24 protein-coding genes are annotated in these 24,581 nt (G+C 56.4%); 9 read left to right on the forward strand and 15 right to left on the reverse strand.

Annotated features, from left to right (window positions below; all coding sequences use genetic code 11):
- The first annotated feature begins 18 nt into the window (after window positions 1-18).
- From AC13CN_RS10710 to speD, 4 genes are all read left to right on the forward strand, one after another.
- The gene (locus AC13CN_RS10710; protein ID WP_253557032.1) at window positions 19-1,029 is read left to right on the forward strand and encodes an aminoglycoside phosphotransferase family protein; all 1,011 of its coding nucleotides are present in this window, start codon (window positions 19-21) and stop codon (window positions 1,027-1,029) included.
- Window positions 1,026-1,688, forward strand: coding sequence for an N-acetylmuramate alpha-1-phosphate uridylyltransferase MurU (murU, locus tag AC13CN_RS10715; protein ID WP_253557031.1), 663 nt, complete (start codon window positions 1,026-1,028; stop codon window positions 1,686-1,688). The genes AC13CN_RS10710 and murU overlap by 4 nt, the downstream gene beginning before the upstream one ends.
- A 94-nt stretch (window positions 1,689-1,782) precedes the next feature.
- Window positions 1,783-2,202: an OsmC family protein gene (locus tag AC13CN_RS10720; RefSeq protein WP_054641169.1), complete on the forward strand. Its 420-nt coding sequence runs from the start codon at window positions 1,783-1,785 to the stop codon at window positions 2,200-2,202.
- Between the two features lie 227 nt (window positions 2,203-2,429).
- On the forward strand, window positions 2,430-3,224 hold the full coding sequence (speD, locus tag AC13CN_RS10725; RefSeq protein WP_058577493.1) for an adenosylmethionine decarboxylase: 795 nt from the start codon (window positions 2,430-2,432) through the stop codon (window positions 3,222-3,224).
- A 78-nt stretch (window positions 3,225-3,302) separates the two neighbouring features.
- On the opposite strand, the gene lpxL is transcribed toward speD, so the two are convergent.
- From lpxL to AC13CN_RS10785, 12 genes are all read right to left on the reverse strand, one after another.
- Window positions 3,303-4,217 carry an LpxL/LpxP family Kdo(2)-lipid IV(A) lauroyl/palmitoleoyl acyltransferase gene (gene lpxL / locus AC13CN_RS10730; protein WP_062373990.1) on the reverse strand — a complete coding sequence of 305 codons (915 nt, stop codon included), beginning with the start codon at window positions 4,215-4,217 and terminating at the stop codon, window positions 3,303-3,305.
- Between the two features lie 12 nt (window positions 4,218-4,229).
- Window positions 4,230-5,330, reverse strand: coding sequence for an alanine racemase (gene alr / locus AC13CN_RS10735; RefSeq protein WP_044630244.1), 1,101 nt, complete (start codon window positions 5,328-5,330; stop codon window positions 4,230-4,232).
- 180 nt (window positions 5,331-5,510) lie between these two features.
- The gene (gene rpoS / locus AC13CN_RS10740) at window positions 5,511-6,485 is read right to left on the reverse strand and encodes an RNA polymerase sigma factor RpoS (RefSeq protein ID WP_044630278.1); all 975 of its coding nucleotides are present in this window, start codon (window positions 6,483-6,485) and stop codon (window positions 5,511-5,513) included.
- A 153-nt stretch (window positions 6,486-6,638) separates the two neighbouring features.
- Complete coding sequence (locus AC13CN_RS10745) at window positions 6,639-7,679, reverse strand: peptidoglycan DD-metalloendopeptidase family protein (RefSeq protein ID WP_213262124.1); 1,041 nt, start codon at window positions 7,677-7,679, stop codon at window positions 6,639-6,641.
- Window positions 7,680-7,707: 28 nt separating this feature from the next.
- The gene (locus tag AC13CN_RS10750) at window positions 7,708-8,673 is read right to left on the reverse strand and encodes a DUF368 domain-containing protein (protein ID WP_089675381.1); all 966 of its coding nucleotides are present in this window, start codon (window positions 8,671-8,673) and stop codon (window positions 7,708-7,710) included.
- Entirely contained in the window at window positions 8,670-9,347 is a 678-nt protein-coding gene (locus tag AC13CN_RS10755; protein ID WP_054641166.1) for a protein-L-isoaspartate(D-aspartate) O-methyltransferase, read from the reverse strand. Before AC13CN_RS10755 ends, AC13CN_RS10750 begins: the two co-directional genes overlap by 4 nt.
- Window positions 9,334-10,080 carry a 5'/3'-nucleotidase SurE gene (gene surE, locus AC13CN_RS10760; protein WP_062374003.1) on the reverse strand — a complete coding sequence of 249 codons (747 nt, stop codon included), beginning with the start codon at window positions 10,078-10,080 and terminating at the stop codon, window positions 9,334-9,336. Before surE ends, AC13CN_RS10755 begins: the two co-directional genes overlap by 14 nt.
- Window positions 10,081-10,101: 21 nt before the next feature.
- Entirely contained in the window at window positions 10,102-11,142 is a 1,041-nt protein-coding gene (gene truD / locus AC13CN_RS10765; RefSeq protein ID WP_228219445.1) for a tRNA pseudouridine(13) synthase TruD, read from the reverse strand.
- On the reverse strand, window positions 11,135-11,623 hold the full coding sequence (gene ispF / locus AC13CN_RS10770) for a 2-C-methyl-D-erythritol 2,4-cyclodiphosphate synthase (protein ID WP_062360982.1): 489 nt from the start codon (window positions 11,621-11,623) through the stop codon (window positions 11,135-11,137). Before ispF ends, truD begins: the two co-directional genes overlap by 8 nt.
- Complete coding sequence (gene ispD / locus AC13CN_RS10775) at window positions 11,623-12,333, reverse strand: 2-C-methyl-D-erythritol 4-phosphate cytidylyltransferase (RefSeq protein ID WP_089675380.1); 711 nt, start codon at window positions 12,331-12,333, stop codon at window positions 11,623-11,625. The genes ispF and ispD overlap by 1 nt, the downstream gene beginning before the upstream one ends.
- Complete coding sequence (gene ftsB / locus AC13CN_RS10780) at window positions 12,330-12,692, reverse strand: cell division protein FtsB (RefSeq protein ID WP_044630252.1); 363 nt, start codon at window positions 12,690-12,692, stop codon at window positions 12,330-12,332. Before ftsB ends, ispD begins: the two co-directional genes overlap by 4 nt.
- Before the next feature lie 82 nt (window positions 12,693-12,774).
- Entirely contained in the window at window positions 12,775-13,923 is a 1,149-nt protein-coding gene (locus AC13CN_RS10785; protein ID WP_228219444.1) for a GNAT family N-acetyltransferase, read from the reverse strand.
- A 171-nt stretch (window positions 13,924-14,094) separates the two neighbouring features.
- Between AC13CN_RS10785 and AC13CN_RS10790 the strand changes: the two genes are divergently transcribed.
- From AC13CN_RS10790 to AC13CN_RS10805, 4 genes are all read left to right on the forward strand, one after another.
- Window positions 14,095-15,450, forward strand: coding sequence for an aldehyde dehydrogenase family protein (locus AC13CN_RS10790; protein WP_058577486.1), 1,356 nt, complete (start codon window positions 14,095-14,097; stop codon window positions 15,448-15,450).
- Between the two features lie 72 nt (window positions 15,451-15,522).
- A complete protein-coding gene (locus AC13CN_RS10795; protein WP_228219443.1) occupies window positions 15,523-18,153 on the forward strand; it encodes a GAF domain-containing protein in 2,631 nt (876 codons plus the stop codon).
- A complete protein-coding gene (locus AC13CN_RS10800; RefSeq protein ID WP_089675377.1) occupies window positions 18,150-19,919 on the forward strand; it encodes a GGDEF/EAL domain-containing response regulator in 1,770 nt (589 codons plus the stop codon). Before AC13CN_RS10795 ends, AC13CN_RS10800 begins: the two co-directional genes overlap by 4 nt.
- Window positions 19,909-20,772 (forward strand): MurR/RpiR family transcriptional regulator, encoded by an 864-nt coding sequence (locus tag AC13CN_RS10805; RefSeq protein ID WP_137093576.1) that lies wholly within the window; start codon window positions 19,909-19,911, stop codon window positions 20,770-20,772. Before AC13CN_RS10800 ends, AC13CN_RS10805 begins: the two co-directional genes overlap by 11 nt.
- 13 nt (window positions 20,773-20,785) lie before the next feature.
- On the opposite strand, the gene AC13CN_RS10810 is transcribed toward AC13CN_RS10805, so the two are convergent.
- Together AC13CN_RS10810 and AC13CN_RS10815 are read right to left on the reverse strand one after the other, a co-directional pair.
- Complete coding sequence (locus AC13CN_RS10810; protein WP_172416451.1) at window positions 20,786-21,145, reverse strand: RidA family protein; 360 nt, start codon at window positions 21,143-21,145, stop codon at window positions 20,786-20,788.
- An 81-nt stretch (window positions 21,146-21,226) separates the two neighbouring features.
- The gene (locus tag AC13CN_RS10815) at window positions 21,227-21,703 is read right to left on the reverse strand and encodes an Lrp/AsnC family transcriptional regulator (protein WP_044630259.1); all 477 of its coding nucleotides are present in this window, start codon (window positions 21,701-21,703) and stop codon (window positions 21,227-21,229) included.
- Window positions 21,704-21,900: 197 nt separating this feature from the next.
- On the opposite strand from AC13CN_RS10815, the gene AC13CN_RS10820 reads away from it, so the two are divergent.
- Window positions 21,901-23,586: a 2-isopropylmalate synthase gene (locus tag AC13CN_RS10820; RefSeq protein WP_228168300.1), complete on the forward strand. Its 1,686-nt coding sequence runs from the start codon at window positions 21,901-21,903 to the stop codon at window positions 23,584-23,586.
- A 58-nt stretch (window positions 23,587-23,644) separates the two neighbouring features.
- Here the strand turns inward: AC13CN_RS10820 and AC13CN_RS10825 are convergent, their stop codons facing one another.
- Complete coding sequence (locus AC13CN_RS10825; RefSeq protein WP_228168301.1) at window positions 23,645-24,499, reverse strand: universal stress protein; 855 nt, start codon at window positions 24,497-24,499, stop codon at window positions 23,645-23,647.
- Window positions 24,500-24,581: the final 82 nt, after the last annotated feature.

The raw sequence follows: 24,581 nt of genomic DNA on the forward strand, positions 1-24,581 counted from the left end.
GACCAGCAAGGAGCTTGCATGTCCTCTTCTCGGATTGACGCCCTCACTCAGTGGGCGGCGCAACACCACGGCCTTGATAGCGCCACCATTCGCCTCTCTGCTGCGGGCGGTGACGCCAGTTTTAGGCGCTATTTTCGACTAACGCTACCGGATGGCAACACCCAAGTGGTGATGGATGCACCCCCGGCACAGGAGGACTCGGCGCCGTTTGTGGCTATCGGCCAGCGCTGGCACGCCGCCGGGCTGCCTGTGCCTTACATTCACGCCAGCGACTTAGACGCTGGTTTTTTGCTGCTTGATGACTTGGGCGACACACCGCTGCAGGCTACCTTCACCGATCCAGCACGCACAGAGCAGAGCCATTTAGACGCACTCGCTCTCATTGCCCAGTTGCAAAACCGCACTAACCCGGCCGCCCTGCCTGATTACGATGCCGCCCTGCTTGGCCGGGAGCTGGACCTATTTCCCGAGTGGTGCCTGGGGCGCTGGCTGTCGCTATCAGTTCCCGATAGCTGGGAGGCAGTACGCGATAAATTGATAGAGCATGCATTAGCGCAGCCGGTGGTGAGCGTCCACCGCGATTTCGATGCCATGAACCTGATGCTGCACGATCAAACGCTTTACATGATCGACTTCCAGGACGCCGTGGCAGGCCCGCTCAGCTACGACGTTATTTCGCTACTGCGGGGCCGCTACTGCCGTTTTAGCGCTGACCAGTTTGCCTCCTTCGTCGGCGCTTTCTATCAGCAGGCGCGGCAAGAGGGTCGCCTGACCCGCTCGGTCAGCGAGGAAACTTTTTTAGCGCAGTGCCACGCCATGGCCGCACAGCGCTCGCTGAAAGTGCTGGGCATCTTTTGTCGGTTGACGCTGCGCGACAGCAAAGAAGGCTATTTAGCCCGCCTGCCCCACTTTTTGGCGCACCTGGAAGATAGCCTAGCGGCCCTACCCCAACACCGCGAGTTTACCGACTGGGTAACGGGCGTGCTGCGCCCGGCGATCATGCAGCGCCTGGAAGAGGGCGCGCCATGAAGGCGATGATTTTGGCGGCAGGCCTGGGCAAACGGATGCGCCCGCTCACCGACCACTGCCCTAAACCATTGCTGCCCGTGGCGGGCAAACCGCTGATCGTGCACCACTTGGAGCGTTTAAAGCGTGCAGGCATTAATGAAGTGGTCATTAACGTGAGCTACCGTGCCGAGCAAATTATCTCTGCACTGGGCGATGGCTCGGCCTACCAACTGCGCATTCACTGGAGCCAGGAGGCTAGCCCGCTTGAGACCGGCGGTGGTATTCAACAGGCACTACCGCTGCTGGGCGATGCGCCGTTCTTACTGGTCAATGGTGATGTGTGGTGTGACTACCTACCGAGTGCTTCCACGCTGGCAGCAGGTGATTTGGCGCATCTGGTATTGGTGGATAACCCTGCCCATCACCCTGAAGGCGATTTTTCACTTCGCCAGGGGCGCGTTTCACCACACGGGGAGGCTCGCTTCACCTTTGCAGGCATCAGTTTGATACGCCCTGAACTGGTCGCCTTTGAACCTGCCGGCGCCTTCGCCCTGGCCCCACTACTGAAACGGGCCATGGCAGAGCACCGCGTTAGCGGCGAGCACTTTGCGGGCCACTGGGTCGATGTGGGCACGCCTGAACGACTGGCCGAGCTTGATAGGCACCTTCAATCAGCCTGATACCAGCTGGCAGCGCACGATGAAGCCGTGCGTTGCCTTCTAGAAATGTTATGCTGCGCGACTTACCTTTCGTCGCCAAGATGAGGAGAGCAACGTGAAAGCACGGGTAAAATGGACCGATGGCCGCCAGTTTGTAGCGGAATCCGGTAGCGGACACAGCGTTGTGATTGATGGCCCACCCGACCACGGCGGTCGCAACACCGGCCCTCGGCCGATGGAAATGCTGTTGATGGGCATGGGCAGTTGCACCGCCTTTGATATCTTGAACATTCTTGATAAGGCCCGCGCAGAGGTCACCGACTGCGTTGCCGAGCTGGACGCCGAGCGCGCCGATGAAGTGCCGTCCGTGTTCACCAAGATCCACGTCCACTTTGTGGTCACTGGTCGTGGCTTAAAAGAGAAGCAGGTTCAGCGGGCTGTGGAGCTATCGGCAGAGAAATACTGCAGCGCTTCTATCATGCTGGTCAAAGGCGGCGTTGAGATCACTCACTCCTATGAGATCCGCGAAGCTTGAGCCGTCATGGGTCGGCTGGCCACGCGGGTGACGCTGCAGCATCAAAAAAATGGCGTGACTGGATGCAAGCCACGCCCTGGGCGGGCATAATACGCCCGCTTGTTTTTCCCTTTACTGCGTAGTGCGGGGTCGTCTTCACGGCGGCTGCGTTAGCACGGTGACAAGTGTTTATCGGTTCCGGCGCTGGCTCGTCGGGGTGTCCTCATCTGCCATAGGGAGGTTCGGAAGTGTCAGATAATCTCCGACTCCACGGGTTCAACAACCTGACCAGCTCTTTGAGCTTCAATATTTACGACATCTGTTACGCCAAAACCGAAGAGCAGCGTGCGGCTTATATCGACTATATCGATGAGCTTTACAACGCCGAACGTTTGACGCAGATCCTGAAAGACGTCACCAACATCATTGGCGCTCATGTACTGAACATCTCGCGTCAGGATTATGAGCCGCATGGCGCGAGTGTGACCATCCTGATCGCCGAACACGAGCTGGATGAGCCAACGCCTGGACAAATCGAACCAGGCCCAGGCCCGCTACCGGAAACCGTGGTGGCCCACCTGGATAAGAGCCATGTGACGGTACACAGCTACCCGGAGTCGCACCCTGACAACGGCATCAGTACCTTCCGTCTGGATATCGATGTCTCGACCTGTGGGCATATCAGCCCGCTGAAAGCGCTGAACTACCTGATCCATAGTTTTGATTCCGATATCGTGACCATGGATTACCGCGTGCGCGGCTTTACGCGGGATGTGGATGGCAAAAAGCTGTTTATTGACCACGACATCACCTCGATCCAGGACTACTTGGCGGAAGACACCAAGCAGGCCTATCAGATGATCGACGTGAACGTGTATCAGGAAAACATGTTCCACACCAAGATGCTGCTCAAGGACTTCGAGCTGGACAACTACCTGTTCGGCACGTCGCGCCGCGACATCACCTTCGAAGAAGCGCGGGATATCGAAAGCCGCCTACGTAAAGAGATGCTGGAGATCTTCTACTCCCGCAATCTCGATTAAGGCGTTGCCTTAAGCAAGCTATCAAGCCAACGAAAAGCTGCCCGCGGGCAGCTTTTTTTATGCGCTTTGTTGATACGGCTAGTAAAAACCTGCCTCGCCCTCAGGACGGGTTTTAAAGCGTCGATGCAGCCATAGGTACTGCTCGGGGTGCTTGCGAATCGCCCGCTCAATAAACGCATTTACCCGCGCAGCATCGGCCAGTTCATCGCCGCTGGGGAAATCTTCAAAGGCGGGCAAACACTCAATGGTGTAGGTGCGATTATCCGGATTACGGTGGAACATAAGCGGCACCACAGGGGCGCCCGTCATGCGGGCAATTTTGGCCGTAAGACGAATCGTCGCCGCTTGCTGACCAAATAGCGGCGCAAAGACGCTCACATCGCGGCCAAAATCCTGATCCGGTGAGTACCACACGATGTGCCCCGCTTTGATGCGGCGCACCACGCCGCGCAGGTCATGGCGATCAATGGCTTGGCCAAAGATGCGTGAACGTGCTCGGGTCATAAATCGCTCGAACAGCGGGTTGTTATGGGGGCGGTAAACCACATCTGCCGGGAAGAACAGCGAGTGCAACGCCCCGCCTAAGTCCAGCGTCGAAAAGTGGATACCCACCACCAGCACGCCTTTGCCCTGGGCTTTAGCGCGTGCAAGGTGCTCTTGGCCGTGATAGGCCACTCGATGACGCAGCCCTTCGGCATCACGACACCAGCCAGTTGCGGTTTCAACCAAACCGATCCCGTTGGCAATGAATGTCTCTTTGACCAGTTGACGCTGCTCGTCGGCGCTTTTTTCTGGAAAGCAGAGCGCGATGTTCGTGGCGGTGATGTGCCGACGACGCTTCACGAAGCGCCACGCCAGCAGGCCAATCGCTTTACCTACCCATAGCTTCAACCGCCAGGGGAGCCACGCGGCCACATACATTAGGCCAATCGCCAGCCATGTCGGCCAGTAGCGAGGGTGCGCAAAGGAGCGCGGATAAGACGCTTTTGACATACAGATAACCGTTTAAACGTGAGCCCCATGATAACGCCGCGGCGCCCTGGGCAGAACACCGGTCAGCAGCGTATAGCTGATGGTATCGCAGTAGCGGGCCACCTCGTCCACCGGCAGCACACTGCCATTGCTAGCAGTTCCCCATAGCACCACTTCACTGCCAATCGCGGCATCAGGCACGTCGGTAACGTCCACCGTCAGCATATCCATCGAGACCTTACCGGCAATGGGGCAGCGCTGGCCGTTGACCAGTACCGGTGTACCATCGACCGCGTGGCGGTCATAGCCATCGCCATAACCTGCGGCGACTACGGCAATTTTAGAGGGTCGCTTGGCCTTCCAGCGGCCGCTATAGCCCACCTGCTCCCCCTCCGCCAACTCGCGCAACGCAATAATCTCTGAGCGTAATGTCATCACCGGGCGTAGCTGCTGGGTGATCTCGTTGGGCACTTCCAGCGGGTCGCTGCCATAGAGCATCACGCCGGGGCGATTCCAGTCGCCATGTGCGGCAGGCCATGCCAGCGTCGCCGGGGAGTTGGCCAGACACAGCGGTGCCTTCAGCTTGGCAGCCAGCGCTTTTAGCGTATTCATCTGGCGGTTGAAGTAGCTAGGATCTTTCGCATCGGCGGTGGCAAAGTGGCTCATCAGATGCAGCGCCGTTACCTGCGGCGCATCCACCAAACGCTGCCAAACACTGGTCGCCTCCTCCGGCGAGAACCCCAAACGGTGCATCCCCGAATCCACCTTTAACCAAACAGGAATAGGCTGCCGTGGCGAATACGCCAGCAGCGCTTCGACCTGCCACGCACTGTGCACACTGATCCATAAACGGTGCTGATCGACCAGTGCCAGCTCATCGGCACTGAAAATACCCTCTAGCAGCACAATGGGCGCTTTGATGCCTCCTTCGCGCAGGCTCAGCGCCTCTTCGATGCAGGCCACTGCAAATGCCGGAACGTCAGTTTCTAAGGCACGGGCACAAGCCAGTGCACCGTGGCCGTAGGCATCGGCTTTAATGACGGCAACTGAGCGACTTTGCGGGGCGCAGCGGCACGCCAGTTGATAGTTGTGACGCAGCGCGTCCAAATCAATATGGGCCACTAACGGGCGCATGGCTCTCTCACTTACTAGGTCACTGACCGGCGTACTTGCCGGACTGAGCGGAGTCACTCAGTAATGTATGAATGAAAATGGTTCGCCCTAAAAACAGCGCACCGAGCAGATAACTCGGTGCGCTATTTAATACTTCCGTTGGGCTTGTCGGAAGCAGCTGGTTTAACTCTCGACCCGGAATTAACTCTCGAAAATCGCGTCGAGGGAAAGCCCCTGTTTTTCCAGGGAGCGGCGCAGCTTCTTTAACGCTTCTACCTGAATTTGTCGAACGCGCTCCCGCGTTAGGCCAATCTCGGCACCCACTTCTTCCAGCGTTGCTGCCTCGTGACCGCGTAAACCGAAACGGCGTACCACGACTTCGCGCTGTTTTTCGCTTAGCTCATCCAGCCAGTGGTCTACGTGTTCGCGCACGTCGCCATCTACCAAACACGCTTCCGGCCCCAGCACCTCATCGTCGGTGAGCGTATCAATCAGCGGCTTATCGCTGTCGCCGCCCATGGGAGAATCCACCGACGACACCCGCTCGTTAAGCCCCAGCATTTTCTTAACTGTCTCGACCGGTTTATCAAGATGCTCAGCGATCTCTTCGGCGGTAGCTTCGTGATCCAGCTTTTGAGTCAGCTCACGGGCAGCACGCAGATAAATGTTGAGCTCTTTCACCACGTGAATCGGCAGACGAATAGTACGCGTCTGGTTCATCAGCGCACGCTCTATCGTTTGGCGAATCCACCACGTGGCGTAAGTAGAGAAGCGGAAGCCCCGTTCGGGGTCAAACTTCTCCACCGCCCGAATCAAACCAAGATTACCTTCCTCGATTAAATCGAGCAGCGTTAAGCCTCGGTTCAGGTAGCGTCTGGCAATCTTGACCACTAGGCGCAGGTTAGACTCAATCATCCTTGAGCGGCCAAGCGCATCGCCTTTACGCGCTAGGCGGCCATAGTACACTTCTTCTTCCGGCGTCAGCAGCGGAGAAAAGCCAATTTCGTTAAGGTAGATCTGTGTCGCATCCAAGCTTTGAGTCGATTGACGGTCTTCACGGCCCAGCGCTTTTTCAAACGCTTCCTCCTCTGCCGTGGCGTCGTCGTCGGCGTCATCTAACGCCTCTTCAACCTCATCCAGGTCAATCTCCTGTAGGTCCTTCTCCAGCATACTCATGTTCATACCCCCGTTGTCTCGCCTAACCGCCATTTAGAAAAGTAAGGGTGGTCGCACTCCCTGTGCGCATACACCTTATTGTTATATGACGCTCTAATTCAGCTATGCGGGTTGCCCTAGCAGGCTTGACACGTTACACCTGCTAGGTAATGACTAGCGCGATGGCAGATAGTCCAACGGATTTTGCGGCTGACCATTGCGGCGCACCTCAAAATGCAGTTTGACGGCATCTGCATCGCTATCGCCCATCGTGGCAATCACTTCACCAGCCTCGACGACATCATTCTCTTTGACGCTTAAACTATCATTATGTGCATACGCGCTGAGAAACTGATCGTTATGTTTCAGTAGTATTAGGTTACCGTAGCCACGTACACCGCTACCGGCATAGACCACAATACCAGGGCCTGCTGCACGAATAGGTTGCCCCTTTTGCCCAGCGATATCAATCCCTGCTGTAATGCTGCCTCCCTGCCCAAACTCACCGATGACCTGACCATCGGTTGGCCATTGCCAATCGATGTTTTCGGCAGGCGTAAAGGTACGCGACGAGCGATCGGTGCGGACGGTTTGAGTGGGCTGAGCGGCAGGCTCTGGCTCAGCGGCAGGTTCCGGCTCTGGCTCTGGGGTCGGTTCAGGCGTGGGCGCTGGCTCCTGCGCGGGCTGGGCTGGCGGCTGTTGATTAGTGGATTCAACCGGGGCATTAGCAGCGGCAGCTACCTGCTGGGATGCTTCCACCGCCGTGCGCTCAGCCCGCTCGGCGGTTAGGCGCTGGTTGCGCTCGATGGCACTCTCGTCCGGCAGCAGCCAGTCGAGCTCCTGGTCATTGCTTGCCACGGCAGTGGCTTGTGGTTGCAGCCCCGTAGCAACGGCACCGCTGGTCGAAGCGGGTGACGCGTTGCCGCCAGACGAAGTCGACATACCTCCCGCGCCTTCACGCAAAGCGATGGTTTGACCAGGATAAATTTGGTAAGGCGCATCGATATTGTTGATGGCGGCGAGCTGGCGATAGTCCAGATTGTGCTGCCACGCGATGCCATAGAGCGTATCGCCTGCTTTGACGGTGTACTGTGGTGAGTTTTCCACCGCACGGCGTGCGTCGCTCAAATCGCGCACCTGGGGAGTGTTGGACTGCTGACTGGCACAGCCACTCACCGCCAGTGCAAGCACCGTCATCATAAAAACCTTACGCATGGAAACCCTACTCCTGTTCAACGCCGTGCTAACGATCAATGGAACGATTATCTGTCGAGTGATGCTGGGCATGAGTGGCCGCACGACGGTTGAGCGCTACGACGAGTAGCGCACCGACGACCATCAACGTTATCACGCCAGTTACCTGTGCCGACGCCCCTGTCAGCACGGCGTAATCGCTGGGTAATAGATAGCGATAATCCAGCGGAATCATTTGCCCATCGGGACCTAGCTGGTAGCGTAACAGCTCACGCCAGGGCCAGAGAACCGGTAGCGAGCCAACAATAAAGCCCAACAATAGTTGTAGTGTCGCGCCATGGTAGCGCCGCAATAGCCACGAAAGCAGTCGTGAAAAGAGCGCCAACCCGATGATGCACCCCACTCCAAACAGCATGATAATGCCAAGATCGAAGCTGCGAATAGCCCCCATGATGGTGCCGTAGAGTCCCATCGTCAGCAATAAAAAGCTGCCGGATACGCCGGGCAGCAACATGGCACTGATCGCGATAGCGCCAGCCACTATGACTACCAGCGCTTCATTGCCAATCATGAGCACCAGCGGCATCATGCCGGGAAGCAATTTGGCTAACATTAACCCAATCGCCAGCGGCAGCAAGTACCAAATTTTCCATCGTTCTCCAGCCTGCCCAACCACCAGTGCCGAGGCCGCTACAAGCCCGAAAAAGAACCCCTCCAACAGCAGCGGTTGCGCCTCCATTAGCCACAGCGCTAAGTGAGCCACGCTCACCAAACTGACCGCAACACCCAGCAGTAGCGGTATTAGAAACGCCAAGTTCAGGTGCCGACTTAAGCCCACCCAGCCCCCGCGACGCCAAGCACCAAAGGCGCTAGGCCCAAACTGTTTAATAGTGTTAATTAACTCTTCATAAATACCGGTAATAAAGGCAATCGTGCCTCCCGATACGCCAGGTACTGCATCGGCAGCGCCCATCCCGGCGCCTTTTAAAAACAGTCCTATGGGTCGACGCTTCAATCCACCACTCCTTGCAATAGGGGTACAAAACGCACGGGTTCAAGCCTGCGTTTTTCAAAGGCAGAGCCAATACGCTTAATTTGGGTAAGCCACTGACTGCCATCTGACTCTTCCAGCGGTGCAATAAGCACACCGTCATAACTCAGCTGTTCAAGTAATACTTCCGGCAGCGTTTGCGCGCAGGCCGTGAGCAAAATAACGTCAAAGGGCGCAGCTTCCGGCCAGCCTTCGCTGCCGTCGGCCACAGCTAATGTCGCTGGGGCACCTAGCCGCCATAGCCGCTCTGCTGCTCGCTCGTGCAGCGTATAGATTCGCTCCACGGAGTAAAGCGTTTCTACTAGGCGCGACAAAATCAGCGTTTGATAACCTGAACCAGTCCCCACTTCCAGCACGCGCTGGGGCGACGCGCGCAGCACTAACTCCGTCATGCGCGCGACGGTTAGCGGCTGCGACAGCGTTTGGCCGAAGCCAATGGGTAGAGCGGTATCTTCATAGGCGCGATGAGCGAGCGCTTCATCGACAAACAGATGACGCGGCTCGCTGGCCATCACGTCTAACACGCACTGGTTACGCACGCCTTGTTGAATCAGGCGCTTGATCATACGGTCACGGGTGCGCTGGGAAGTCATTCCACGGCCGCGCCGCTCACCAGGAGATAGCTCAGGCAAAGGCATCCAACCAGTCCTGCACATCACGACGCGCGGAGTGGCGCGTTAAATCAGTTTGCAGTGGCGTAATCGATACATAACCTGCTTCGATGGCCGCAAAGTCGGTATCTTCACCGTCGTCAGCGTTAGCCGCCACCGGGGCAATCCAGTAGCGGGTACGGCCCCGGGGGTCTTGCACCGGCACAGGCTTTTCGGCTGGGCCGCGGTAGCCCAAGCGGGTAACTTTAACACCTTTGATTTTTTCCCAGGGCAGGTCAGGGACGTTCACATTCAGCAGCGTACGAGGCGGCAGTGAGAGTTGATCAGCGGCACCGATGAGGCTCGCGGCAAACTGGGCTGCCGTCGCAAAATGGTGGGCGCCGCACAGCGACATGGCAATCGCCGTCATACCTAGATTACGCCCCTCCATCGCGGCGGCGACCGTGCCTGAATAAAGCACGTCATCACCGAGGTTACTGCCATGGTTAATCCCTGAAATGACCAAATCAGGACGCTCGTCCCACATCCCATTCACGCCTAAATAGACGCAGTCGGCCGGAGTGCCGTCCACACTATAAAAGCCGTTGTCTAACGCCGTCAGCGCAAGCGGACGCGATAGCGTCAGCGAATTACTGGCCCCGCTGCGGTCACGGTCAGGGGCAACCACGCGTAGGTTAGCGTGGGGTGTTAGTGCCTCGTAAAGCGCTCTAAGGCCGGGGGCGTGAACACCGTCATCGTTGGAAAGCAGCAGTCGCCGCATCAGAATCTCCTCACCTCAGCGTTAAGCCGTGTCGGGATGATGAATTAACTCGCCAATGACCGCCGTGGCAAAGCTGCCTCGCGGCAGGGCAAACGAGAGTAGCACGGCGTCTGCATCGAAGGTTATTTGCGGCGCAATAAGCCGGGCACGTAGCGCACGCTGCCCGCGCCTGACGCCGCTCTTTTCAAGCCCTTCACACAGCGCAGGGTGCTGAGCGGCGAGCTGCGCTTCATAAGCCCCAGCATCTCCTTCAGCCGAGCGGCCAACGCCCCACAGCACGCCGGTTGGGTGAACGTCTAGCGCAGCGGCGCGCTCCACCAAACTCTCCTCCACCGCCTCAATGCCAAACACACTTTGGGTGCCATCAAGCATGAGAGCATCCCCAGCGATGGGCTGGCACCAGTTACCATCCTGCAGCCGCGCGCTAAGCAGCTCATTGAATAAAAAGCTGCGAGCGGTGGAGAGCATCATGCCCTGCCGGTCGTCGCGCTTGCGCCAGCCTTTCGCCAGCACGGCGGCGGCACGCTGTAAGTTGCGCGCCCCTGCGCCAAAGCGCTGATGGCCGAAATAGTTGGGCACGCCCTGGGCGCAGAGCGTTTCCCAGCGCGGCAAAAAATCGGCCGACTGAACGGCCTCACCGCTCAGGCGTAGCGTAAAGTGGTTAGTGCGATGCACGCCCCGCTTTAGCTTACGTGGGTGGCGCGCCTGCTCAAGTACCGTAACCCCCAGCGCTGCCAAAGAAGCCGACAAATCCGCCGGGGCATCGCGCCCTGGCAAATGGACGCTTAACCATTGGCGAGCCACCGCGACCCGATCTTTCATGCCGGAATAGCCAATATCTCTAGGCGTGACGCCACACAGTCGGCTTAGCTGTTTCACCATATCTAACGTGGTTTGGTTACGCTTTTCAAGCCGCAGCCACAGGTGTTCACCATGAGCTTCCGGGATAAAATCAAGCTGCTCATCGACGATAAAGTCTTCCGGCTGAGCACGGTACTGCCCTGGCGCGGGCACGCCGAAAGCGGGCGTTAGGCTACGCTGCCATGGGGGTAGGTTAAGCATTCAGCGCCTCTGGGGCCGTCAGCAGTACCACCGCCTCTGCGGCAATGCCTTCACCGCGCCCGGTGAAGCCAAGGCGCTCAGTAGTGGTGGCTTTGACGTTTACCTGGCCAAGACTAATTCCTAAATCTTCAGCGATGACGGCGCGCATAGCGTCAATATGGGGAGCCATTTTGGGCGCCTGGGCCATTAACGTTGCATCCAGATTCACCACGCGATACCCCTCGCTACGCACCAGGGTTACCACATGGCGCAGCAGGCCACGGCTGTCAGCACCGGCCCAGGCGGGGTCGGTATCCGGAAAGTGACGGCCGATATCCCCCAGCGCACAGGCACCCAGTAGCGCATCGCTGATCGCGTGGAGCAGTACGTCGCCATCAGAGTGGGCCACAAAACCGTGGTCAAACGGCAGCTTAACGCCGCCAATCATTAAATGGTCACCCGGCCCAAAGCGGTGTACGTCAAAACCGTGGCCAATTCGCATTAGGAACTCCTGTTGCTGGCGGTTGCCGACTGGGCGGCCAGAATGGCAGCCGCCAGGGCTAAGTCGTCAGGGTGGGTCACTTTTAGATTATCTCGGCGTCCGCTCACTAGCCGTGGCGCCTCGCCCAGCGCTTCTACCGCCGAGGCTTCATCAGTGACCACCGTGCCGGTTTGCTGAGCCTGCTCAAGCGCATGGCGTAGCAGCGAGTAACGGAAACTCTGTGGCGTCAGCGCGTGCCATAGGCCATCCCGCGGTTCGGTAATTTGGCTGAGCTGGTCACCGTTATCGCGCTTCATGGTATCCGCCACCGGCATTGCCAGAAGCGCACCGCCTGAGTGTGTCTGCGCTGCTTGATAGAGCGCGTGGAGATCATCACGAGTAATGCACGGACGCGCGACATCGTGCACCATCACGAGGTCTGAGTCCTCGGCGGTCATCGCTTGCAAAGCGTTTAATACGCTATGCATACGCTCAGCACCGCCTGACACACGCTGCCACTGCGCAAAAGGCACCCAGGTGGGGTCGAACCAGCGGTCGTCGCTGTCTAGGCAAAGTACCAACCGCGCCTGCGGAAAAGCGGCGTGAAGCCTTGCCAAGGTGTGGGCCAGAATGGGCTGATTGTTCAACGTCAAATACTGTTTAGGCTTATCGGCCCCCATACGTCTGCCCTGCCCCGCTGCAGGAACGACGAGCCATAGTGTGTTACTCATTCTGCGGCGCCTTCACTGCTCGGTGGTATAGCTCCAGGCAGGGAAACCAGCCCCGCATTGATTCCCACTAGCTCGTTTTTGATGGCAACACCGGGCACCCAATAAAATTGTTCATCGGTGCGCACCATTCCCATATCGCTACGGGCGCGCTCTTCAATGGCATCGAGTCCCGTTTTTAAGTCAGTGACTTCCGCTGCGAGCCTTGCATTGCGCTCACGCATTGGCACGTTATCGGCTTCCTGCACGGCAACGCGTTGCTCTACCTCCTGGAGGTCTTGCCAGCCGCCGTTTCCCAGCCACAGCTGGTACTGCAGCAATCCCAGAGCGGCAAGCAGTATCACCACAAGCCATTTGTGCATCACAGAGATCCTTTGTGAAAGCGAGAACGGCGCGCATTATGCCATTAAGGGCGATAGGCAGCGAGCCGCAGCGCTGTGGGAATTATTTAAACGGTAAGGCATCTTCGGCGGCACGGCGATAGGCCATGATATGGGCAGCCTCTTCTTGGCAAAACTGCGCGACCCCTGCGGCAAGCCCTGGATGGGCCACATAGTGCAGCGAGCGAACCCGCTGCGGTGCAAAGCCCCTTACCAGTTTATGCTCGCCCTGGGTGCCAGGGTCAAATAGGGTTAGCCCCTTGGCTAGGCAGTAGTCGATACCTTGGTAGTAGCAGGCTTCGAAATGCAGGCAGTCCGCGATGATTTCACTGCCCCAGTAGCGTCCATAAAGAGTGTGTGCACCGCGAAAATAGAGCGCAGCGGCCACGGGCCTGCCCTCCAAACGCACCTGCACCAACATCAGCGCCTCGGGCATTACTTGGCGTAAGCGTTCAAAGAAGACGTGATTAAGATAGGGTGGTCGGCCACGCTCATGATATGTAATGGTGTAGCAGCGATAGAAGTGCGCCATATCGACATCACTAATCGCAGCACCTTCCAGACGATGCAGCGTAAGGCCCTGATCAGCGACTAACCGCCGCTCACGCTTTATCATTTTGCGACGCTTTGAGGTCAGACTAGCTAAAAAGCCGTCAAAATCGCCGACACCTCGGTCTCGCCACTGAAACTGTAGCCCTTCTCGCGCAATTAGCTCAGGACACTGGCGCTGCCACGCCTCGACCTCTGGCTCCTCGGCAAACAGCAAGTGCCAACTGGAAAGCCCCACCTCATCGCACTGCTGTTTCCAACCGATGGCTAACTGCTCACGGACAGCGGCAGTATCGGTATTCGCGGCTATCAGTGCTCGGGGGCCAGGCGCGGGCGTAAAAGGAATAGCGCTTAGCCCTTTGGGGTAGTAGTCGCCACCTGCCCGCTCCAGCGCCTCCGCCCACCCCCAATCAAACACATATTCGCCATAGGAGTGGTCCTTGCGGTACATGGGCAGCGCCCCGACCAATCGGGAATCTTGCCAAACGCATAAATGGCAAGGCACCCAGCCAGTAGCTGCACTCACCGAACCGCTCGCTTCAAGTGCAGCCAAAAAGGCATGGCGTAAAAAGGGCTGCTCTTCACTCACCAGCGCATCCCACTGGCTTGCCGCAACGGTATCAATCGCAGGTAGAATGGTAAGGGACAGCGAGTGTGAACGCATAACATCTCCCATGGCACACTGGCATAGGTTGTGAATCGTTTACTGTACCATCAAGGCCATGACAGCGTACCAACCACCTTGTTTTGCTTACGATCTTTTGGACCGATAAACACTGCACCCACGCGCAATGAAACCAGCACTGTCAATAACGGATGATTCCAAGGAGAGGCTATGAAGCGCGACCTGACGAGTATGTTTAATGCTCAGCGTCATACGGCTGGCCAAGCGCCATTTCCAACGTTAGGGGTGCGCCGAGAACGTTTGGCCCGCTTAGCCAAAATGACGAAGCGCCATCAGCAAGAGATCGTGCGAGCAATCCAAACCGACTTTGGCCAGCGTAGCGACGTAGAAATACACCTTGTTGAAATTAGCGCTGTGCTGCAAGCAATTCGCCATGCACGCCGCCACTTATGGCACTGGATGCGCCCTCGCCGAGCAGGCGTACCTTGGAAAATGTGGCCCGCTCGTGCTCACGTTGCCCCTCAGCCCCTTGGCATTGTGGGAGTGATGTCCTCCTGGAACTACCCTTGGCATCTTGCTTTGATGCCGGTGGTAGATGCGTTCGCCGCAGGTAATACGGTACTGGTAAAGCCCAGTGAGCAGGCGCCACATACCAGCGCTCTATTGGCCAAACTGGTGCCTCAATACTTCACCGACGAAGAGTTTGGCGTGGTGGAAGGTGGCGCTGATATCGCCACAGCATTTAGCGCGCTGCCGTTTGATCACTTGCTCTTTACCGGCTCAAGCGCAACGGGCCGCCAAGTAGCCGCTGCCGCGGCAACCCACCTCACCCCCGTCACGCTGGAGCTGGGTGGCAAATCACCTGCGCTTGTCGCGGGTGACGCTGATTTAGAACAGGCGGCCGCCGCGATTATCTTTGGCAAAGGCATGAATGGGGGACAATCCTGCATAGCGCCGGACTATGTACTGGTTGAGAGCCGCCACCTTGACGCCCTTACTCACGCTTTAGAGCGAGCCATCCAACATCAGCGGCCAAACGCAAAAGAGGCCACCGGCTATGTGAGCGATGTCCACCAAGCGCGCATCAAGCAGCTATTGGATGAAGCACGCGACCACGGCTGCCGTGTAATTGACCAAGGCACCCATTCCCCCGCGCTCGTCATCGACCCGCACCAGGGTTTAGCGCTAATGCAGGAGGAGATTTTTGGCCGCATCCTGCCGCTTATTAGCGTTAAGCAAATGGACGACGCCATTCGTTTTATTAATGCTCGCCCTCACCCACTCGTTCTCTACGCGTTCACCCGTAACAAGGCGCTCCAGGAATCCCTTCGTCATACCACCCGCTCTGGTGCGCTGGTGTTTAATGAGACGCTGCTGCACCACGCCGTTTCCTCTTTACCCTTTGGAGGCGTTGGTGAAAGCGGCATGGGGGCTTACCACGGCCGTCACGGTTTTGAACGTTTTAGCCATTTGCGCGGCGTCTTTTATCAATCCCAGCGCCCCACCAGCCGGTGGTTAAGCCCCCCTTATCGACGTTGGTTGCTGAAATTACTCGGGCTTGACTAAAGCTATTAAGCTAATGTCCGATATTCACTGAATACGCCTTATAGTTACAGGCCACTACGTTTAGGAAACATTATGCAAGCCGCCGACCTACCTAATAATGAAACACAGCGCCTGACGGCCTTGCATGCACTCAATGTTCTCGATACACCTGCCGACACAGCCTTTGATCGCATCACTGAGCTGGCCTGCGAACTGTTTGATGTGCCGATTGCTTTAGTATCGTTGGTTGATAAAGAGCGCCAATGGTTTAAAGCTCACAGCGGGCTTGAGGCCTATGAAACCAACCGTGATATCTCATTTTGTGCTCATGCCGTAGCAGCTAATCGCCCCTTAGTCATTGAAGATACCAAAAACGACCCGCGCTTCGCTGATAACCCATTGGTATTAGAGCAGCCTCATATCCGTTTTTATGCAGGCCACCCGCTTTGCCCCAGCGATGACCAGTTACCCGTTGGTACGCTGTGCTTAATTGGTGAACAACCACGCACCTTTACTGAGCGTGATCATCGCATCCTGCACAATTTAGCCAAGCAGGTAGATGAATTGCTCCGCCAACATGAGCTTAAGGAGCGGCTTTCACGTACGGCAAAACAGCTTGAAGCACTCTTTACCAAAAGTGCGACAGGTAAACTACGCGTCGATCGGGCGGGAAATGTCATCGCCATTAATCCATTTGCACTCAACTTATTGGGCTACCAAGCTGAAGAAGTTGTCGGCAACAATGTGGGAATGCTCGCCTTCCCAGAGACCGCGGAGAAATACAATTATTTAATTAGCCGCTACTTCTCTTCTGATGCTAATGAACAGAGCGCTGGAAAAGGGCGCGAAACCGTGGTGCGCCACAAGCAAGGGCATCAGATTCCCGTACACTTGGTAGTAAATGCCATCCACAATGACCGTCAGGAATTTGTTGAGTTTCTGGCGATACTCACTGACCTTTCAGATATTAATAAAGCAAAACATCGCGTAAACCGGGAACGCCGCTTATTACAAGTGCTTCATCAGGGCATTACCGACTACCAGGCACTAATGTCCGGCGAGCGGCTTTGGACCTTTCTGATGGAAGCACTGCGTGAGCTAACCGACAGCGACTACGCGCTGATTGGTGAAGTACTACCAACTGAGACCACCAACGCGCTGAAAATACACGCCATTACCGATCTCTCGTGGAACAAAGAGTCCCGCGAGCTGATGGAGAAGCTGCGCAGTGGCGATATGATGCTTACCAACCCTAACTCCTTACTAGGGCAGGTTTATGCCTATGGCAACGTGGTGATTACCGATGATGTGTATAGCCATGCCAAGCGTGGCGGTTTCCCACCGGGCCACCCACGGATCAATAACTATTTGGGCGCGCCTATTTTCAACGGCGACCAGCTGATTGGCATGTTCGCTATTGCCAACAGCCAGCAGCCTCTTAGCCAAGCGCTGCTGGACTGGCTACAGCCGTTTACCGACACCTGCGCCCTACTGATTAATCTCTATCGCCAAATGGCCGAGCGCGAACAAGTCACCAAAGACTTAGCGGCCGCACGGGATCAGGCAGAGAAAGCGAATAAGGCGAAGAGTGAATTCCTCTCTTCCATGAGCCACGAGCTACGTACCCCGCTAAATGCCATCATTGGTTTTGCCCAGTTACTCAGTAAAGGGCGACGCGACCCTCTTAGCGAGAAGCAACAGCGCCAGGTCGGCCAAATTGAGAAGAGCGGCCAACACTTGTTGAGCTTAATTAACGAAGTGCTTGATCTAGCGAAAATTGAAGCTGGGCATATGACCCTCTCCATAGAACCGATCTCTATCGAAGGCGTCATTGAAGATGCTTGCAACACGTTAGAAGCTAATATGAATGCCACTGGCATTCAGTTAATTCGCTACCCAATAAACAGTACCTGGTCTGTCTCTGCTGACTACACCCGCACGAAACAGATACTGCTCAACCTGTTATCTAATGCCATCAAGTACAACCGCGAGCACGGCACCATTACCATTGGGGTAACGCAGCAAGATTCTGAACTACGCTTCAGCATTAGTGACACAGGACCGGGTATTGCCCCCGAGCGGCAAGAGGAACTCTTTGAGCCGTTTAATCGCCTAGACGCTGAGTACGGTACCATCGAAGGCACGGGTATTGGGCTAGCAATCACTCGAGAACTGGTTGAGCGCATGTCGGGGTGTATTGGCGTGGACAGCCAGCCGGGCGAAGGATCTACTTTCTGGTTTACGCTCCCTGTTGCCAACGTTGCCCCACTAACAGAACAGACCGCAACACGCACCTTGGCCGATGCGGAAAAAGCTCAGCGCGATTATCGACTGCTTTATATTGAGGATAACCCCACCAACCAACGCCTGATGGAAGACATTATTGATGACTTCCCCCACGTGGACCTTCAAACCGTTAATAGCGCTGAACTCGGGCTTGAGATTATGCGTCACTCACCGCCTGATCTTGTACTTATGGATATCCACCTGCCGGGGATGAACGGCTACCAAGCCCTCGCTGCCATACAAAACGATACGCAACTGAAGCATATTAATGTAGTTGCGCTCTCTGCCAATGCGATGGAACGTGATTTAACCCACGGCTTAGCCGCTGGTTTTGCTGATTACCTGACCAAACCTATCGATATCGACAAGCTATCGGCAACGCTCAGCACCTATTTTTCCGCTGCACCGGCAACAGACGCACCAAGGAAGGCTCCATGACATTGATGAACAAACACCTGCTTGTTGTTGACGACAACAGCGTGAATATTGAGCTGCTTCTCGACCTATTAGACGATCATGGGTTTGACAATGTGCATGGGCTAAGCGACCCGCGTCACGTACTTGCCTACTGTCAGCAGCAGTTGCCCGATTTGATTTTGCTCGATATCCGCATGCCTCATATAGATGGCTACGCGGTGATGGAGCAACTGCAGGAACATTTTGCAGACCAGACGCCCCCTGTCATTGTACTGACCGCCCAAATTGACGACGACACCCGCCACCGGGCGCTTAAAATGGGCATTCGTGACTTCCTTACCAAACCGTTTAAGCACGATGAAGTGCTACAACGCATTCGTAATACGCTTGATGTCGAGCATCGCTACCAGGTTCGCGATAAACAAGCAGAAACCCTGGAGCAAATGGTTGCCAAGCGGACAGAAGAGCTTGATCACCAGTCACGCACCGACCCCATCACACAGCTACCCAACCGGCGGGCACTGACACAGCTATTGCAAGAAGCCGCTCAACGAGGGCACGGCACTGGGCTGCTGTTTATTGCTTTGGATCACTTGGACGATGCGGTTCGACTCCATGGCTACGGTATTGCAGACCAGTTAATAATGCATATCAGCCACCGCTTAAACGCCCAATTATCCCCTAAATGTACATTAGGACTCTGGGGCGGCAGCGAGCTACTGGTGATCACCCAAAGTGCTGAGCTCACCGGGCTACGGCAGTTAGCCTCTCGTCTACTAAGCTGTTTCGACCATGACCAGACGCTGGGCGATTTACTGCTACCGCTCAACGCCCGCATGGGTATTAGCTGGTCCCATGGCCATTTTGAAACCGAGCGACTTGTGCACATGGCCGCCCTAGCCCTGCCCCAAAACGGCTCTTTACGTATCCAAAACTACAACGAAACTCTGGAAACCCAGCAGCGTCATCGCCTACACCTGCAACAGGCGGTTCGCGGGGCAACCCAACGGGGGGAAATGTCACTGGCGTTTCAGCCCAAGCTATCGCTCGCCACCCAGCAAGTCATCGGCGCGGAAGCCCTGCTCCGCTGGTACCATCCAGAACTTGGTCATGTGTCACCTGCAGATTTCATCCCCCTTGCCGAGGCAAGCGGTGATATTCTCTCCATTGGTGAGTGGGTGCTAGAAGAGGCCATGCGCTATATTGTGCAGTGGCGCCAGCAAGGGCTTCTTAATGACCGCTTCCATATTGCGGTTAACGTGGCAGCCCGCCAGCTGGCACGTAAGGATTTTGCTCAAAACCTACTAACACGCTTAGCTAAGCACAACATTCCTGAGCGCTTTTTTGCTTTAGAGGTCACCGAATCCGGCCTGCTCAGCGATATGCACAACGCGCGCATCCAGTTAGCTCAATTGACCGAAGCAAAGATTGCTGTTGCCATCGATGATTTTGGTACCGGGCACTCCTCGCTGGCTTATGTAAAGACACTACCTTTTTCAACCCTAAAGATTGACCGCGCCTTTGTGCTGGACTTGGAAAAAGACACGGTGGATCGCCAACTGGCTCTGACCATCACCCAGTTAGCCCATGCAGTAGGCTGTAATGTGGTGGCTGAAGGCATCGAAACCGCAGCTCAAGCAGACTACTTACGTTCTATTGGTTGCGAAGCTGCACAGGGGTATTACTATGCTCGTCCGTTGCCCGCCGATGAATTTTATCGCTGGTGCACGAATTGGAAACCTCACCCAAACTTAACGCCTGCCACGGAGTCTGTTAATGGCGCATGACCTGCTAGACCGCTTACGGGAACGCTTAGAAGAGTTGAACCGCTCAGAGCGCAAAGTCGCGAACGTAATTTTGGAAGACCCCGCCGCGGCCACCAGCCTGAGCATCGCAAGCCTTGCCCAGGCAGCTAGTGTCAGCGAGCCGACCGTTAACCGTTTCTGCCGTAACTTTGGCGCCAAAGGCTACCCGGATTTTAAAATCAAGCTGGCCCAAAGCTTGGCGGGGGGCACGCCCTACGTCACCCGCGCCGTTGAGCCCGGCGATACTGCCACTCAGTACACCCATAAAATCTTTGGGGCCACCATTGCCGCGCTGGACGAAGCCCAGCGGGAAGTGGATATGGCCGCCGTCGAGCGGATGGTGGATTATCTGACGCAGGCCAAGCAGATTCACTTTTTTGGGCTGGGTGCGTCAGGTGCCGTGGCGCAAGACGCGCAGCATAAGTTTTTCCGCTTTAACCTGCCGGTCATGGCCTATGTAGACGTGCTGATGCAGCGCATGGTAGCCGCCGCCTGCCACACCGGCGATGTGGTGGTGATCATCTCTTATACCGGACGTACCAGGGAGCTGGTGGATATCGCCAAAGTGGCCAGGGAAGCAGGCGCCGTCGCACTCGGCATTACCGCACCGAACTCTCCGCTCTCACAGGAGTGCACCGCCACGCTTGAAGTCGCCACTCCAGAGGACACCGACCACTATATGCCGATGACCTCACGAGTTATTCAGCTCACCTTAATTGATGCGCTCGCCACCGGGGTAACGCTTAGGCGCGGCGAAGATTTTCTGCCGCACCTGAAAAAGATCAAAGACAGCCTGCGCGATACCCGCTTTCCAGCGGAAAAGCCCACTAAATAAGCGTCGCTAGTGGTTACGCGTCCACAGCGGTGGTGACGGTAATTTCCACTTTTAACTCGTCGGCAGGCATTGGCGCGCATACGCAGGTGCGTGCCGGTGCATAGCCATCTGGCACCCAGGCATCCCATACTTCGTTCATCGCTGCGAAATCGCCACCATCTTTCAGGTAGATAGTGGCACTTAGCAGCTGCTCGCGGCTGGAGCCAATCTCTTTTAGCAGCGCATCTACCCGCGCCAGCATGCTCTCAGTTTGCTCTTTGATGTCGCCATGGCGCGCCTCAGGACCCGCCACCTGACCGCATAAATAGGCAACGCCCTGGTGAATCACGGCGCGGCTCATACGAGCTTTTGTATCATGACGCTGAATGCTCATAGATTAATCTCCTAAGAAGATGAAAAAAACTAGTGTAAACCGCCACCAAGCCACTGCCTATGCTTCGTTAGCCAACGCGCATTAGGTGGGCACGGGACGATGCTCAAACACGCGGCGCAAAACGAAGCTCGTATGGGCCCCGGTAACCCCTTCAATTCGGTTGATGACGTGCAGCAGCAGGTGCTGGTAATCATCCATATCCTTCACCAGAATTTTGAGCTGAAAATCCGCCGCTTGCCCGGTAATGATCAAACACTCCACCACGTTGGGGATAGTGCGAATATGTCGCTCGAAGTTATCAAACCGCTCAGGGGTGTGCTGGTCCATCGAGATGTGCAGCAATGCCATCAGTTGAAACCCCAGCGGGCGCGCATCCACCACCGCACGGTACTGGGTAATCAGCCCATGTTCCTCCAGCGCCCGCACCCGGCGTAAGCAGGGCGATGGCGAAAGGCCAATACGCTCGGCCAACTCCTGGTTACTAATGCGCCCTTCCACCTGTAGCACATCCAGAATACGCCGATCAAAACGATCCAGCGTCAAGGGTGATACCGTCATAGCCGACAGCTCCTACCAATAAAAAAGCATATATTGATACATTCTGCCACTTACTCTCAATAATGCCATTTTTTCGCAATAACCTTTCAAGGCAAGTTGAGTAAACTGGTGTGACTGTCACAAGCAGGATCGTCTTAAAAGCGGCTGACGCCACAAGCGGCCGCCCCAAACAACTCAACGTTTTCAGGAAACTTACCATGGCTGCTTTTGATCATCGCAAATATCGCCCTGCTCCGCGGGTGCCCGCCTTTAACCGCCAGTGGCCCGACCGGGAGCTTACCCACGCTCCTATCTGGGTAAGCGAAGACCTACGCGATGGTAACCAAGCCCTACTGGAGCCCATGACAGTTGAGCAGAAGCAGCGCTTTTGGCACCAGATTATTAAAGTGGGCATTAAGGAAGTCATGGTGGGCTTCCCCTCCGCCAGCCAGCCGGATTACGACTTCGTGCGCTGGTTGATCGAAGAGGACCAAATCCCTGAGGACGTCACCATCGCCGTGCTGGTACAGTGCCGCGAACACCTGATCGAAAACACGTTTGCTTCGCTGGTGGGCGCTAAACGCGCCATTATCCATCTGTACAACTCCACCTCGACCATTCAGCGAGAGCGGGTGTTCGAGATGGACCGCGATGGTATTACCGATATCGCCGTGCAAGGGGCGACCTGGGTGAAAACCTATGCCGCGCAATATCCAGACGTTGATTGGCGCTTCCAGTACTCGCCGGAGAGCTTCTCCAGCACGGAAATCGACTTCTCACTGGCTATTTGCGAAGCGGTGATGGATGTCTGGCAGCCCACCCCAGACAACAAGTGCATTCTTAACCTGCCCACCACAGTAGAAGTGGCTGGCCCGCATCATCACGCCGACCAAATCGAGTATTTCTGCCAGCACATTAGCCGCCGCGACAGCGTGATTATTTCAGTGCATACCCATAACGACCGCGGCGGTGCCGTGGCCTCGGCTGAGCTTGCACTGTTAGCGGGTGCCGACCGGGTAGAGGGCACCTTGCTGGGTAACGGCGAACGCACCGGCAATATGGATATTGTCACGCTGGCGATGAACCTCTACAGCCAGGGGATTGACCCCGAGCTGGATCTTTCCAATCCAGACGAGATCATTCAAGTGGTTCACGAATGTACCGGCATTACGATGCACCCCCGCCACCCCTGGGTAGGCGAAATGGTCTACACCGCCTTCTCAGGCAGCCACCAGGATGCGATTCGCAAATCGCTCAAACACCAGAAACCCGATGAGCCGTGGCAAGTGGCCTACCTGCCGATTGACCCCCACGATATTGGGCGGGATTACCAAGCGGTCATTCGGGTCAACAGCCAGTCGGGTAAGGGTGGTATGGCCTTCCTACTGGAGCGCGACTACGGCATTAACCTGCCCCGCTGGATGATGCTAGCGCTGGCCCCTTACGTGCAGAAAGAGAGCGAGCGACGTAACGGCGAGCTCTCTAGCGAGATGATTCGCCAAGTGATGTTCGATAACTTCTCCCATGACGCCCCCCTAGCGCTGGCCGACTACCGGCTCTCGAAGGGGCAGCAGGAAGGTATCGATGTGACGCTGTGGCAGGGTGCCGAAACGCTGCGCCTATCCGGCACGGGAAATGGCGCGATGTCATCATTCACCGACGCCTGGAAGAAACATACCGGCACCCATGTGGCCATTCTCGATTACAGCGAGCACTCGCTAGGCGGCGACAGCGAGGCCAACGCCATTGCCTTCGTGCAGCTTAATATTGATGGGCAGCGCATCTGTGCCGTGGCGGAAGATAGCGACACGGTCAGCGCCTCGCTTAAAGCGGTGCTATCGGGGATTAACGCAGCGCAACCAACCCGCACCACTCAGCCAGAGGCCGCCACCAGCCTCGCGTAAGCCGCCTGGCCGCCACCAAGGGGTATAGCGGCGGCCAGGGTTTAGCGTCAACCGCAATTCAGCGCAGTATCAACACCGGTAAATGCGCATTACGCAGCATTGCCGTGGTGGTGCTGCCCACCAGCAGATGGCGAATGCGCGAGTGGCCGTAAGCCCCCATCACGAGCAGGTCAATGTCCTTTTCTTGCTTATAAGCGCGCAGCGTCTCTTCCACCTCACCGGCGCGAATAGCGCCTTCGGTTTGGCGGCCTGCGGCCTGGAGGGTATCCATAGCCCACTGCAGCTGCGAGTGATTCTCTGCAGTCTCTGCGCCCACAATCACCACATAGCATGATGCGTCATCAAACAAGGGGCTTTTCGCCAGCATTTCAACGCCTTTTCGCGCTGTTTTGCTGCCATCGAAGGCCATCAGCACGCGTTTGGGCAGCGTAAACGCCTTCGGCACCATCAAGATGGGACGGTGAAGCTCACGTACCACGCGCTCAAGGTTAGAGCCCAAGTGGCCGCTGGCTTGGTGGGCCGTTTCCCCTCGCTTTCCTAGCACTAGCAAGCGGATCTCTTTTTCATGCTCGGCCAAGGTATCCACCAGGGTGCCATTGCGCTGCATACAGGGCGGCTCTGCAAACCCAGCCGCTGCTACCCGCGCTTTTGCGGCATCCAATATCAAGCGCCCCTGCTGGCGAGCAAGCTTGCCGCGCTGCTCTTCAATATCCGAGAGCTGTTCCAGAAGATGTTCTCGCGTGCCCAGGCCTAGATGGCCGGTTAAGTCAGGCTCCGCCACCTGCGTGTGGTTATCAACGGTGTGAAGAAAACGCAGCGGTGCCGAAAGCGCCGTGGCTGCCCAAACCGCATAGTCACACACACTTTCTGCATAGTGGGACCCATCAATGGCTGCTAACACGTAATCAGACATACTGGCTTCTCCTTGAAGAGGGTGCACCAAACGTTGTCGTTATTCTGACTCTGTTGTACACGAAGACGTTGGACAGCAACAC

The organism is Vreelandella sp. L-25 (assembly GCF_056857535.1).